Source organism: Providencia sp. SP181, assembly GCF_050446505.1.
GTDB classification, from domain to species: Bacteria; Pseudomonadota; Gammaproteobacteria; order Enterobacterales; family Enterobacteriaceae; genus Providencia; species Providencia vermicola.
The window spans coordinates 1-13,691 of sequence record NZ_JBBPXM010000014.1; the positions used below are offsets into that span (position 1 = coordinate 1).

Consider the following 13,691-nt stretch of genomic DNA (forward strand, 5'->3'; position numbering starts at 1 on the left):
AGCTTGGGGAGCATACATAAGTATGTGACCCAAGTAGCCGAGTGAAGCCAACACCGCCACAGCTCGAAATATGACGAGAATTTAGGCTGGGTTATCGATATCGACAAACTCGGCGTCCAACCCCTGCTCATCAACTAGCCACTTGGTTAACGCCTTAATCCCGTAACGCTCTGTGGCATGGTGCCCTGCGCTGTAAAAATGGATCCCCATTTCCCTTGCAATATGAATCGTTTGTTCTGAGACTTCCCCTGTGACGAAGGCATCAACACCAAACTCTGCGGCTTGCAGAATAAAACCTTGCCCGCCCCCTGTGCACCATGCGATTTGACGAATTTCTTCTTTCGCGTTGTCGCCACAGTGAAGGACTTTACGACCTAGGCGCGTTTCTAGGCGATTGGTCAATTCTGCTGGGGTAATTGGCTGGTCAAAAAAGCCAAATGGCATTAATGGGTCAATTTGGCCATTCACTTGGACGCCCATGATATAAGCAAGCTGTGTATTATTCCCTAATTGATGGTGCGCATCTAAAGGAAGGTGATAACCATAAAGATTAATATCATTAGCTAATAATGTTTTTAATCTATTCTTTTTCATACCTTTAATAATGGCAGGCTCATTTTTCCAAAAATAGCCATGGTGAACAATCACCGCATCCGCTTTTTTCTCAACGGCGACATCGAGTAAAGCTTGGCAGGCAGTCACTCCTGTGATGATTTTATGCACATGAGGGCGTCCTTCAACTTGCAGCCCATTTGGTGCAAAATCTTGAAACTCACTCACTTTGAGCTCATCGTTAATGACTTCTTCTAATCTTAAGTTATGCATGATGTTGTCCTTTTTACTGCACAGCGAATCTATAACGCCATTTTGAATATAATTTACTGATAATCAATAATCATAAGCGGAAACATACTTTTTTTCTGTGTTATTTGAAGTGCATCATTCGAAAAGAAAAGTAGGGGTATAAAAAACAAAACCCCCACAACGAGTCATTGCAGGGGCTCTTATCAATTACTTAAGACGCAAGGTTAACGATGGCTTTCAAGTGTGGTCTCTGAACGCTCTAACCATACAGGCTTATCGCTTGTTTTCGACCAAACTTTATTTAAGTAACTGTAATATTTAGCTCTTTTCGGGTGAAAAACCATAACAGGAAACGCAATAATGCCTGCCGTTACAGCAGCAGTGCGGCGTGCAAGTACCTGATTACGGGAATATTCGCGGTATGTGGACATCGATATCCTCCTTCAGTTGCCACTTTATTTGTCGATCCCAGCTTTGCTCTAAAAACTCCCCAAATACAGCTATTTCACAGAGCGACTAAAACCGAACAGATAATACGAGAATTAATTAACTGAATATAGAATAGCGCAAACTGTGTAATAAAACTACTCATCTGACCACTAAAATTAAAATATTACTAATAATTCCCCATTATTCTGTATTTTTACTACAAAATTTAACCCAAAATCGTTAAAAACAAACATTGTGGCAACAATTAAATAACAGGTTAAAATTTAAGTGTTATTAGTTATTTCACTTAAGAGTGTCTATTCCTCGCTTAGTTGATTAAAAAATGTGTATTTTTATACTTTTTTTACACCTAGTCCTATCTTTTTATCAGCTTCTTTACAACGAACTCTCTACCCTTATTTCATGGAAATAATAAGGAGAAAACACTGTGTCATTACTTTCCATTTTTGGGGCAGTTCTCGTTGTTCTACTGCTGGTTTATCTGATTTATGCCCTGCTTAACGCGGAGGATTTCTGATATGGCCACCACAGCATTTTTACTGATTGGCAGCTTCCTGCTGGTCTTATTTATCTTAGCTAAACCGTTAGGTAATGGAATTGCACGTCTTATTGACAGTGATATTCCTCGTCCTTTAATGGCTAGTGAATCATTGCTTTGGCGTTTAGCGGGGATTAAACAACCTGGAAAATCAGCTGCCGAAATGAATTGGCAACAATATGCCTTAGCCATTGTTTTATTCAATGTGCTCGGTTTTGTTTTGCTATTCGCCATTTTAATGTTTCAGGGCAGCTTGCCGCTCAATCCACAGCACTTTGCTGGTATGAGTTGGGATTTAGCCTTCAATACTGCGATAAGCTTCGTAGCAAACACCAACTGGCAATCTTACAGCGGTGAAAATACGTTGAGCTATTTAAGCCAAATGGCAGGCTTAACCGTACAAAACTTCCTCTCAGCCTCTACGGGTATAGCTGTGGTTTTTGCCTTGATCCGTGCTTTTTCACGCCATGGCAGTAAAACATTGGGGAATGCATGGGTCGATATCTACCGTATCACCTTCTATTTATTATTCCCTCTCGCCATTGTTGTTGCTTTATTTTTTGTCAGCCAAGGGGTGATCCAAAACTTTTCTGACTACCTCTTAGTTGACAATTTAGATAACACAACCCAACTGTTACCAATGGGCCCTGTCGCATCCCAAGAAGCGATTAAATTACTGGGAACCAATGGCGGTGGCTTCTTTGGTTCAAACTCCTCTCATCCGTTTGAAAACCCGACTGCATTAAGTAATTTTGTTCAGATGCTGGCAATATTCTTAATCCCTACCGCGTTGTGTTTTGCCTTCGGTCGTTCTGTGGGTGATAACAAACAAGGACATACCTTGTTATGGGTTATGGGGATCATTTTTGTTATCGCCGCCATTGTGGTCATTAAAGCGGAGTATGTTGGCAATCCATTTCTAAGTGAGTTACACGCCAATAGTAACGCTAACATGGAAGGCAAAGAAAGCCGCTTTGGTATTCTTTCCTCGGCTTTATATGCCGTTGTCACAACCGCTGCCTCCTGTGGTGCTGTCAATGCGATGCATGATTCCTTTACAGCGATGGGCGGCATGGTGCCAATGTGGTTAATGCAGATTGGTGAAGTCGTTTTTGGCGGTGTCGGCTCTGGTCTGTATGGCATGTTGCTGTTTGTTCTTCTCGCTGTCTTCCTTGCTGGACTAATGATTGGCCGTACTCCCGAGTACTTAGGGAAAAAAATTGAAGTCCGTGAAATGAAGATGGTTGCACTGGCAATTTTAGTGACACCAACCTTAGTGCTACTTGGTACAACCATCGCCTTAATGACCGATGCAGGACGTTCAGGCATTTTAAACCCAGGCGCCCATGGCTTTAGCGAAGTGTTATATGCCTTTTCATCGGCTGCCAATAACAATGGTAGCGCATTCGCAGGACTCAGTGCCAACACCCCGTTCTACAATGTGCTACTTGCTATCGCCATGTTTATCGGCCGCTTTGGCGTCATCTTGCCCGTACTTGCGATTGCGGGCTCAATGGCACTTAAAAAATCCCAAGCACAAAGCCAGGCTACATTGCCGACCGTAGGCCCACTCTTTATTGGCTTATTAATCTTTACTGTCCTCCTTATTGGCGCACTGACTTTTGTCCCTGCATTGGCACTAGGTCCAATTGCTGAGCAGCTACAAATTGGTTTTGCGGGATAATCAGGGGAAAAAAATGAAAAAGCAAAAAACACCTTTATTTGATAAAAAGTTAATCCAACAGTCTATTATTGATGCCGTAAAAAAATGCACACCACAAGCCCAATGGCGTAACCCCGTGATGTTTGTGGTATATATCGGTAGCCTGATCACCACCTTATTATGGGCAATGATGGCAGCAGGTTTGTCTGAAGGAAGTGCATGGTTTAGCGGTATGGTCACCTTATGGTTGTGGTTTACCGTACTGTTCGCCAATTTTGCTGAAGCCTTAGCCGAAGGACGCAGTAAGGCCCAAGCCCAAAGTTTAAAAGGTGTAAAACAGCAAAGCAATGCCACTCGCCTTACCGCGGCCTCATTGGATGCAACACAAGAAATTGTCAGCTCCGATCAACTGCGCAAAGGTGATATCGTGCTGATCCGTGCAGGGGAAACCATTCCTTGTGATGGGGAAGTTCTTGAGGGCGGAGCATCTGTGGATGAAAGCGCGATCACAGGGGAATCTGCTCCAGTGATCCGCGAATCAGGTGGCGATTTTTCCTCTGTGACAGGCGGAACACGTGTGCTGTCCGACTGGCTGATTGTTGAATGTACCGTTAACCCTGGGGAGACATTCCTAGACCGCATGATCTCCATGGTCGAAGGCGCACAGCGCCGCAAAACACCGAATGAAATCGCCTTAACTATTTTGTTAACTGCACTCACCATTATCTTTGTATTAGTGTGTGCAACTTTGTATCCATTTACGGTTTTTGCCGCTGAGTATGCAGGGGCTGGCAGCGCGGTTTCCATATTAGTACTGATTGCATTATTAATCTGTTTGATCCCAACGACCATTGGTGGCCTGCTTTCCTCTATTGGTGTAGCAGGTATGAGCCGCATGTTAGGTGCGAATGTTATCGCCACCAGCGGGCGAGCTGTTGAAGCCGCGGGGGATGTGGATGTTTTATTGCTTGATAAGACAGGCACCATCACTTTAGGAAACCGCCAAGCCTCTGAGTTTCTGCCTTTAACTGGCGTTACGGAAGAACAACTAGCAGATGCAGCACAGCTTTCTTCACTCGCTGATGAAACCCCTGAAGGACGCAGTATCGTCGTGCTTGCGAAACAAAAATTCAATTTACGTGAAAGAGATATTCACGGAATGAATGCTACTTTCGTACCATTCTCTGCAATGACCCGTATGAGTGGTGTTAACGTCGGTGAACGCATGATCCGCAAAGGTTCTGCCGATGCCATTCGTCGCTACGTTGAAGCTAATCATCAAAAATTTCCCGAAGAAGCCGATAAATTGGTGGAGAAAGTCGCCCATTTAGGAGGAACACCATTAGTTGTCGTTGACGACCAAACTGTTTTAGGCGTCGTCGCGCTCAAAGATATCGTCAAAGGTGGGATGAAAGAACGATTTGCCCAAATGCGCAGCATGGGGATCAAAACAGTGATGATCACGGGGGATAACCACTTAACTGCCGCTGCCATCGCGGCGGAAGCGGGTGTCGATGATTTCCTTGCCGAGGCAACCCCCGAAGCTAAGCTTGCCTTGATCCGTCAATACCAATCAGAAGGCCGATTGGTCGCCATGACCGGTGACGGGACAAACGATGCGCCTGCACTCGCCCAAGCTGACGTTGCTGTTGCCATGAACTCGGGCACCCAAGCCGCGAAAGAAGCTGGGAACATGGTAGATTTAGACTCAAACCCAACCAAACTTATTGAAGTCGTGCACATTGGTAAACAAATGCTAATGACTCGTGGTTCATTGACCACCTTCAGTATTGCAAATGATATTGCCAAATACTTTGCCATCATCCCTGCCGCCTTTGCCGTGACATGGCCACAACTTAACGCGTTAAATATTATGCACTTGCACTCACCTGCTTCTGCCTTGCTTTCTGCGGTAATCTTCAACGCACTGATTATTGTCTTTTTGATCCCATTGGCACTTAAAGGCGTGAATTATCGCCCAATGAGCTCCCAATCACTTTTGCAACGAAACTTAGGCTTATATGGTTTAGGTGGCTTGTTGGTGCCTTTTGTGGGGATCAAATTGATCGATATGTTTATTAGCCTATTTGGTATTTAAGGATTTGATTATGAGCATGATCCGTTCGTCCATTATCATGTTATTGGTGCTAACCCTATTAACTGGAATAGCCTACCCTCTATTGGTCACAGGCCTTGCCAATGTCTTTTTCCCATGGCAAGCAAAAGGCTCTTTAATCACACAAGATGAGCATGTTGTCGGTTCCAAACTGATTGGGCAAAATATACAAAGTGAGGGGTATTTTCATGGTCGCCCCTCCGCCACCGCGGAAAGTCCATACAACACGTTAGCATCTGGGGGAAGTAACTTTGCGGTAAGTAATCCCTTGTTACAACAAACGATGGCTGAACGTAGTAAACTGCTGCGTGCACAGAATCCTGAAGCTGGAAATGCGATCCCTGTAGACTTATTGACTGCCTCTGCTAGTGGTCTTGACCCTAATATTTCGGTTGACGCGGCCATTTATCAAGCCCCACGCATTGCGAAAAGCAGACAGGTTTCATTAGAGGCCGTAAAATCATTAATTACGGCACAAACAGAAACGGCCTTGCTGCCCTTTTTAGGTGAACCCGTTGTGAATGTGCTACAACTGAATTTGGCACTAGATGAATACATGCAGCAAATAAATAGCCAACGTTAATAAGGTGAGTTATGAAAAATCAGGAACCTGCTCGCCCAAACCCTGATGACTTATTGGTAAAAGCCAATGAAGATGGCCGAGGTAAATTAAAAATTTTTTTCGGTGCCTGTGCTGGCGTCGGAAAAACCTACGCCATGCTACAAGAGGCTCAACGCTTGCGTTCACAAGGGTTAGACGTCCTTATCGGCGTAGTAGAAACCCATGAACGGGAAGAAACTGCAGCCTTATTGGATGGGCTTTCTGTGTTACCACACAGAAAATTGCAGCACCGCGGTCGTCGCTTAAATGCGTTTGATATTGATGCAGCAATTGCGAGACACCCTGCCATTATACTCATGGATGAGTTGGCATTTAGTAACCCAACAGGCAGCCGCCACCCAAAACGCTGGCAAGATGTTGAAGAGTTATTAGATGCAGGCATCGATGTGCTTACCACCATTAACGTTCAACACATTGAAAGTTTGAATGATATTGTGGGGAGCATTACGGGTATTCGTGTTCGCGAAACGGTTCCTGACCATATTTTTGATGCCGCTAATGAAGTGGTGTTAGTCGACTTGCCCCCTGACGATCTACGCCAACGCCTGAAAGAAGGCAAAGTGTATATTCCAGGGCAAGCCGAACGCGCTATTGAGCATTTTTTCCGTAAAGGAAATTTAATCGCGCTACGTGAGCTGGCTTTACGCCGCACCGCCGATCGTGTCGATGACCAAATGAGAGAGTTTCGTGATGGCAAAGGGGACGCCCCCGTCTGGCACACCCGTGACGGGCTTTTATTGTGCATTGGCCACAATATGGGTAACGAAAAACTGGTACGTGCCGCGGCGCGACTTGCTGCAAAGTTTGGCAGCGTGTGGCATGCGGTTTATGTCGAGACTCCCACCCTCCACCAGCTCCCTGAATCTCAACGCCGCGCCGTACTCAAAGCGCTGCGCCTTGCCCAAGATTTAGGGGCAGAAACTGCTACCCTATCCGACTCTTCAGAAGAAAAAGCCATACTCCGTTATGCACGGGAACATAATTTAGGCAAGATATTGATTGGGCGCCGCGATAAACACCGTAAATGGCCCAAACTCAATTTCCGCCCTGGTTTTGCCGACCGCTTAGGGAAATTAGGGCCCGATCTCGATTTAGTGATTGTCGCCCTTGAAGAAAAAAGTGATTGGGATAAAGAACCTGAAAGAAAGCCGTTTTCTGAAAAATGGCGCTCTGATTTAAATGGCTACATGATGGCTATTGTGATGTGCGCTGCTATCACTTTATTTTCGAGAACATTTTTACTCGCGTTAGACAAAGCAAACCTTGTGACGCTGTACCTCTTAGGTGTTGTGTTGATAGCTCTGTTTTACGGACGCCGTCCTTCTATTTTTGCCGCACTCGTGAATGTTATTAGTTTCGACCTGTTTTTTGTTCAACCACACTTTTCACTCGCCATCATGGACATGCAGTACTTAGTAACCTTTACGGTGATGCTAATTGTTGGGGTTGTGGTGGGAAACCTAACTGCTGGTATGCGCTATCAAGCGAGAATTGCCCGCTATCGAGAACAGCGAACTCGTCATTTATATGAAATGACAAAAGAACTAGGGCAAGCACTCAATACAGAAGATATTGGTAAAACAGGCTATCACTTCCTTAATAACGCGTTTCAAGCCAAAAGCTGCCTATTAGTACCTGATGAAAATGGTGATTTATTACCACTGCAATGTGATGGACATACCCCCATGCAGATTGACAAAGCCATCGCAAAATGGAGTTTTGATAAGCGCCAACCCGCAGGGGCTGGGACAGATACTCTGCCGAGTGTACCTTATCAATTACAACCTATCACGACAGCAGACCAAACCCTCGCAGTATTAGCTATCGAACCCCGTAATTTACGCCAGTTGATGATCCCAGAACAACAACGCATGCTGCAAACCTTTACTGGGCTGATCGCCAGCGCCCTTTCGCGCTTACAGCTGACAAAACAAGCAGAGTCCGCTAAATTAGATATTGAACGTGAACAATTGCGTAATTCGTTGCTGGCAGCGCTTTCCCACGATTTAAAAACACCGCTAACCGTGCTATTTGGGCAAACAGAAATATTGATGTTAGATTTATCCGCGGAAAATTCGCCCCATACCGCGCAAGTAAACCAAATGCGTCAACAAGTGCTTAGCACCTCGCGTTTAGTGAATAATTTACTCGACATGGCACGTTTGCAATCAGGCAGTATTCAACCCAACCTTGAATGGGAATCTTTGCAAGAAATAACCAGTAGCGCCGTTAGAACATTAGATTACACGCTACACAGCCACCCATTGGAAATTAATATTCCTGCTGATTTACTGTTATATTGCGATGCTATGTTAATTGAACGGGTATTAATTAATTTATTGGAAAATGCCGTCAAATATAGCCATGAAGATACCCCAATTGGTATCAATGGCCGAGTCGAAAGGCAGAAAATTCATATTGAAGTCTGGGATGCCAGTAACGCAATTCCCGATGGGCAAGAAAAAACAATTTTTGATAAATTCTCCCGCGCTCAAAAAGAATCCGCAATTCCTGGCGTTGGCCTTGGGCTTGCTATCTGTCGTGCTATTATTCAATTACACGAAGGAGAAATTTGGGCACAAAACAATAATAAAGGTGGAGCCAGCTTCCACTTTGTTTTACCTTTAAAGCAACTCCCTGATATTGAAGCTGAAGTTTAGGAGACATTAACTTATTGTGAGCAGCCATCAAATTCTGATTATTGAAGATGAAAAAGAAATTCGCCGCTTTGTCCGACTTGCATTGGAGGGTGAAGGCTGGAAAGTTTTCGAAGCTGAGAATTGCCTACGGGGTTTGATTGAAGCAGGTACAAGGCAACCGGATTTACTGATTTTAGACCTCGGGCTGCCTGACGGTGATGGCCTTGATTTAATTCGTGATTTACGAAAATGGAGCAGCATTCCCATTATTGTTTTGTCTGCCCGTGAAGAAGAATCACAAAAAGTTGCGGCTCTTGATGCAGGTGCGGATGATTATTTAACAAAACCTTTTGGTATCAGTGAGTTACTAGCTCGAGTCCGTGTAGCACTACGCCGATTTGGTAAAGTGGGTCAAGAAAGCTCACAATTTCAATTTGGGGATGTCACTGTCGATTTTATTAATCGCATTGTCACTAAGCAAAACGAAGAATTACACCTAACGCCTATCGAGTTTCGTTTACTTAGCGAGTTAGTTGCCAATAGCGGTAAAGTCTTGACTCAACGACATTTGTTATTGCAAGTGTGGGGGCCTAGTTATATTGAGCATAACCATTATTTGCGGATTTATATGGGGCATTTACGGCAAAAACTGGAAAATGACCCGACTCGCCCTATTCATTTATTAACGGAAACAGGTATTGGCTATCGGTTTATGCCATAAGTCATTTTACACCCAATTCTCGGAATCTTTCCGCTAGTTTAAACCCCTTGGCTGGCTATAATTTCCCCATTATTTTCTATGGAGAGAAATTCGTGCAAACATTAACGACCCAATTATCAAACCGCTTTTCATCTGCCTTAGTCCTTTTTTTAGGGATTTTTGTGACTACTCAAGCCCTCGCGTTGAGCCCAGAAGAAAAAACGCGTACTGAATCTTTACTCACGGAACTTGGTAAGCAACAAAACCTGACATTTACTCGTAACGGCACAGAACATAACGCGGTCGATGCAGAATCCCATTTACGTTTAAAATTACGCAAAACAGAAAAACGCCTAAACACCACTGAACAGTTTATTGACAATGTGGCCTCAAAATCGTCCATCACAGGCGAAGCATACCAAGTTAAAGACGCTCAAGGTAACGTATTCCCCGCCAATCAATATTTACATGATTTATTAAAAGAAAAAGTAGATAGCAAGCCCGAATAGATTCTGCAGGCTTTGTAGATTACTATAAAAAACGCTGGCATTTATTTGCCAGCGTTTTTTTTGTTCTAATACTCGGTCTGGCCCCTAAATAATTTGTACCACAGGTAGGCGGCAAATTAAGTTATCCCGTGAGCATACATAAGTATGTGACTCGGGTAACTTAATGAAGCCAACACCCCTGTGGTGCAAAGTATGACGGGGACATCAAATTAAGAATTTTCGATTTTCGCCCAAGTATCACGCAACCCAACAGTCCGGTTAAACACTAAATGATCTGCGCTGCTTAACTTATTATCCGCACAGAAATACCCTTCACGCTCAAATTGGTACGCCTTTTCAGGGGCAGCATCTTTTAAGCTTGGTTCAACAAAGCCTTGGCGAATAACCAGCGACTCTGGGTTGATAACCGATAAGAAATCCTCTTCCGCACCAGGGTTTGGCACAGTAAACAGACGGTCATACAGACGAATTTCCGCTGGCAATGCATGTTGTACGCTTACCCAGTGAATAACACCTTTCACTTTACGTCCATCGGCTGGGTCTTTATTTAATGTGCCTGCATCATACGTACAGAAAATGGTTGTGATGTTGCCATCAGCATCTTTTTCCACACGTTCTGCTTTGATGATATATGCATTACGTAAGCGCACTTCTTTGCCTAACACTAAACGTTTAAATTGACGATTGGCTTCTTCACGGAAATCCGCACGGTCAATATAAATTTCATTGCTAAAAGGCACTTTACGCGTACCCATTTCAGGGTTATTTGGATGATTTGGCGCCGTTAAAATTTCTTCGCCTGCTGGCATGTTTTCAATCACCACACGCACAGGGTCAATCACCGCCATGGCACGTGGAGCCGACACGTTCAGATCATCACGAATACATGACTCTAGTGACGCCATTTCGACGTTATTATCTTGTTTAGTCACACCAATGCGTTGGCAAAACTCACGGATTGACGCAGCGGTATAGCCACGACGACGTAAACCTGAAATGGTTAACATGCGTGGATCGTCCCAGCCGTTCACGTGCTTTTCTGTCACTAATTGGTTCAGCTTACGCTTAGACATCACCGTATATTCCAAATTCAGACGAGAAAACTCGTACTGACGTGGATGGCAATCAATCGTGATGTTATCCAGTACCCAGTCATATAAACGACGGTTGTCTTGGAATTCTAATGTACATAAAGAGTGTGTGATCCCTTCTAGCGCATCAGAAATACAATGCGTGAAGTCATACATTGGGTAAATGCACCACTTATTGCCAGACTGGTGGTGTTCTGCAAACTTAATACGATATAAAACGGGATCACGCATGACCATAAATGGCGATGCCATATCGATTTTCGCACGTAAACACGCTTTACCTTCTTCAAAGCCGCCATCACGCATTTTTTCAAATAATGCGAGGTTGTCTTCGATTAAGCGTTCACGGTATGGGCTATTTTTACCAGGCTCCTTTAATGTGCCGCGGTATTCACGAATTTCGTCCGCACTTAGCTCATCAACGTAAGCTAAGCCTTTTTTAATCAGCTCAATGGCGTATTGATATAAAGTATCAAAATAGTCAGAAGAGTAACGAACATTGCCCGTCCACTCGAAACCTAACCATTTGACGTCTTCTTGGATTGAGTTAACGTATTCAACGTCTTCTTTAACAGGGTTGGTGTCGTCAAAACGTAAGTTGCACTGTCCCTGATAGTCCTTTGCAATGCCAAAGTTCAAGCAGATTGATTTCGCGTGGCCGATGTGTAAATAGCCATTCGGTTCTGGTGGAAAACGCGTATGGACCGACGTGTGTTTTCCGCTCGCCAGATCTTCATCTATGATCTGACGGATAAAATTTGTTGGGCGAGCATCTGCCTCATTCATTGTCATCATTCCTCAATGCCAAAAGCGCGCTAAAAGCGGTTAGTAACCAGATATATTCTACCATAATCCGTCAGGAAACAACCGTTTGATTGAGCTTAACCGATAAAAGCTATAGCAAAGAGGCAAACACAACAAAAAATAGGCACATTGAGCTCTGCTTGCTCGCCTTTTTTAGGTCAATAACATCACGGTTAATACCACTAACAGCAACAATGGGTAGCTTTGTGCATGGCGCTTATCGCTGAGGTAAGGCATTAATAATGAAGCAAAACGGATCCCCAACCAAGAAGCAGCAATCAAAATTAACGCGCCTTTGAGGTAAATCATGCCAAGAAAACCCGCGCCGAGGTCAACGTGCTTATCAATTGCAAAATAAAAGTAAGTTAATGTCCCTGTGATTGCCATCGGTAGCGTCAACGGGTTAGCAAAAGCCGCCGCTTGGATCATACTCGCACCGCGGCGTCGCATTAATGGAACGGTCATCACACTACCGCCCACCCCTAAAAATGCCGCCACAGCACCAATCACCACGCCAATCGGGGTATCAGCAAAAATGCCCCCTCGAGAAGCTTTGATACCTTCCGATCCTGTTTGCATAAAACCAGGGCGAATAAAACAATCCAAAATCGTGATTATCAAATAACTAATAAATATCCAGCGGATCAACGCACTATCTACCGATAACGCCACAATTGCCCCAACTATTCCGCCAATTGAAATCGGAATAATAAACGGCTTGATAATTGGCCAGCTTAGGTTGCCTTTTAAATAATGGGCACGGCTCGATAGCGTTGATGAAAAAATCATCACACAAGTGGAGGTTGCCACCGCAACTTGCATTGCCACTGCGCTTGCATCGCTTTGCGGCCCCCAGACTAAGGTAATTAATGCATACAACAGTGGAACCGTGATAAACCCACCACCAAAACCAAATAATGCAGTTGTGATCCCTGAAATAAACCCAAATAAGCAAAGAAGCAGTTCCACAGAAAATTCCTCATCAGTCATTGAGAAAATATCTTATCGATGAGTAAGCCGCCTTGCTTGTGCAGATTCGACAACCTGCTTTGAGATTTCGCCAACATTGTTAACATTGATAACTTATTTCCTACATGACTAAACCAACTAAGTGAAATAAATGTGCCTCTAAGAATTCATTTATTCAAAAAATATCCCGATAATAGTTAAATCTAAAAATTCACAGCTGGGTAAGTCAATGAAATGTATTAACTGCAATGAGCGCGAAGCGAATAAAGAGTCTGGTTGGTGTCATGAATGCGAACAATTGGAAGTCCATAAAATTAATGGCGTACTTTATCTGCCAGCTTTAGGGCTAATTATTACCGCATTTTTGTCTATCTTTGGGGCATACCAATTAGTCCAAGTTGTCACCTATTATGCTGAAAATACGAAGGGTGTTCCTGCATTTTACCTTGGCGCCATTGTGCTACAACTTGTCTATATAATTATCACACTCGTCGCTTGTTGGTTTTTCTTTAATAAGAAAAAAGCGACTAAATGGGTTATGATTTCCTACTACATTTTTGCGCTCATCGTAACGCTGTATTTTACCGTTTTTATCGCCATAATTTATGGTGCTAAATTAACCAACACAGATTACCAGCAAATACTCATGAGCACATTCAGTGCCGCGCTGTGGATTGGTTATTTCATTAAATCTGACCGTATCCCACAAGTTTTTATCCGATAACGTCCATAAAAAATGCCAGCCTTTTTATCGGCTGGCATCATCACAAACTTAAATCAGACTTA

General features: G+C 43.8%; 12 protein-coding genes. 8 read left to right on the forward strand and 4 right to left on the reverse strand.

Annotation, left to right across the window (positions count from 1 at the left end; translation table 11 throughout):
* Positions 1 to 81: 81 nt before the first annotated feature.
* Together AABS66_RS18040 and AABS66_RS18045 are read right to left on the reverse strand one after the other, a co-directional pair.
* A complete protein-coding gene (locus AABS66_RS18040) occupies positions 82 to 825 on the reverse strand; it encodes a type 2 GTP cyclohydrolase I (RefSeq protein WP_206085297.1) in 744 nt (247 codons plus the stop codon).
* Between the two features lie 203 nt (positions 826 to 1,028).
* The gene (locus AABS66_RS18045; RefSeq protein ID WP_047756317.1) at positions 1,029 to 1,235 is read right to left on the reverse strand and encodes a YbfA family protein; all 207 of its coding nucleotides are present in this window, start codon (positions 1,233 to 1,235) and stop codon (positions 1,029 to 1,031) included.
* A 446-nt stretch (positions 1,236 to 1,681) separates the two neighbouring features.
* Here AABS66_RS18045 and kdpF point away from each other — a divergent pair, with 446 nt between their 5' ends.
* From kdpF to AABS66_RS18080, 7 genes are all read left to right on the forward strand, one after another.
* The gene (gene kdpF / locus AABS66_RS18050) at positions 1,682 to 1,771 is read left to right on the forward strand and encodes a K(+)-transporting ATPase subunit F (protein ID WP_206085296.1); all 90 of its coding nucleotides are present in this window, start codon (positions 1,682 to 1,684) and stop codon (positions 1,769 to 1,771) included.
* Position 1,772: 1 nt separating this feature from the next.
* Entirely contained in the window at positions 1,773 to 3,476 is a 1,704-nt protein-coding gene (gene kdpA, locus AABS66_RS18055) for a potassium-transporting ATPase subunit KdpA (protein ID WP_206085295.1), read from the forward strand.
* A 13-nt stretch (positions 3,477 to 3,489) separates the two neighbouring features.
* The gene (gene kdpB, locus AABS66_RS18060; RefSeq protein ID WP_206085294.1) at positions 3,490 to 5,553 is read left to right on the forward strand and encodes a potassium-transporting ATPase subunit KdpB; all 2,064 of its coding nucleotides are present in this window, start codon (positions 3,490 to 3,492) and stop codon (positions 5,551 to 5,553) included.
* Positions 5,554 to 5,563: 10 nt separating this feature from the next.
* A complete protein-coding gene (gene kdpC / locus AABS66_RS18065; protein ID WP_206085293.1) occupies positions 5,564 to 6,154 on the forward strand; it encodes a potassium-transporting ATPase subunit KdpC in 591 nt (196 codons plus the stop codon).
* An 11-nt stretch (positions 6,155 to 6,165) separates the two neighbouring features.
* Complete coding sequence (gene kdpD, locus AABS66_RS18070) at positions 6,166 to 8,853, forward strand: two-component system sensor histidine kinase KdpD (protein ID WP_430225254.1); 2,688 nt, start codon at positions 6,166 to 6,168, stop codon at positions 8,851 to 8,853.
* Between the two features lie 16 nt (positions 8,854 to 8,869).
* The gene (kdpE, locus tag AABS66_RS18075) at positions 8,870 to 9,553 is read left to right on the forward strand and encodes a two-component system response regulator KdpE (protein ID WP_430225255.1); all 684 of its coding nucleotides are present in this window, start codon (positions 8,870 to 8,872) and stop codon (positions 9,551 to 9,553) included.
* Between the two features lie 92 nt (positions 9,554 to 9,645).
* On the forward strand, positions 9,646 to 10,041 hold the full coding sequence (locus tag AABS66_RS18080) for a DUF5329 family protein (protein WP_430225257.1): 396 nt from the start codon (positions 9,646 to 9,648) through the stop codon (positions 10,039 to 10,041).
* A gap of 209 nt (positions 10,042 to 10,250) precedes the next feature.
* Here AABS66_RS18080 and glnS read toward each other — a convergent pair whose 3' ends face one another.
* Complete coding sequence (gene glnS / locus AABS66_RS18085) at positions 10,251 to 11,918, reverse strand: glutamine--tRNA ligase (RefSeq protein WP_206085289.1); 1,668 nt, start codon at positions 11,916 to 11,918, stop codon at positions 10,251 to 10,253.
* Positions 11,919 to 12,089: 171 nt separating this feature from the next.
* On the reverse strand, positions 12,090 to 12,905 hold the full coding sequence (locus AABS66_RS18090; RefSeq protein WP_430225258.1) for a sulfite exporter TauE/SafE family protein: 816 nt from the start codon (positions 12,903 to 12,905) through the stop codon (positions 12,090 to 12,092).
* Between the two features lie 229 nt (positions 12,906 to 13,134).
* Between AABS66_RS18090 and AABS66_RS18095 the strand changes: the two genes are divergently transcribed.
* Positions 13,135 to 13,629 (forward strand): DUF2569 domain-containing protein, encoded by a 495-nt coding sequence (locus AABS66_RS18095; protein ID WP_272682089.1) that lies wholly within the window; start codon positions 13,135 to 13,137, stop codon positions 13,627 to 13,629.
* The last annotated feature ends 62 nt before the right edge of the window (positions 13,630 to 13,691 follow it).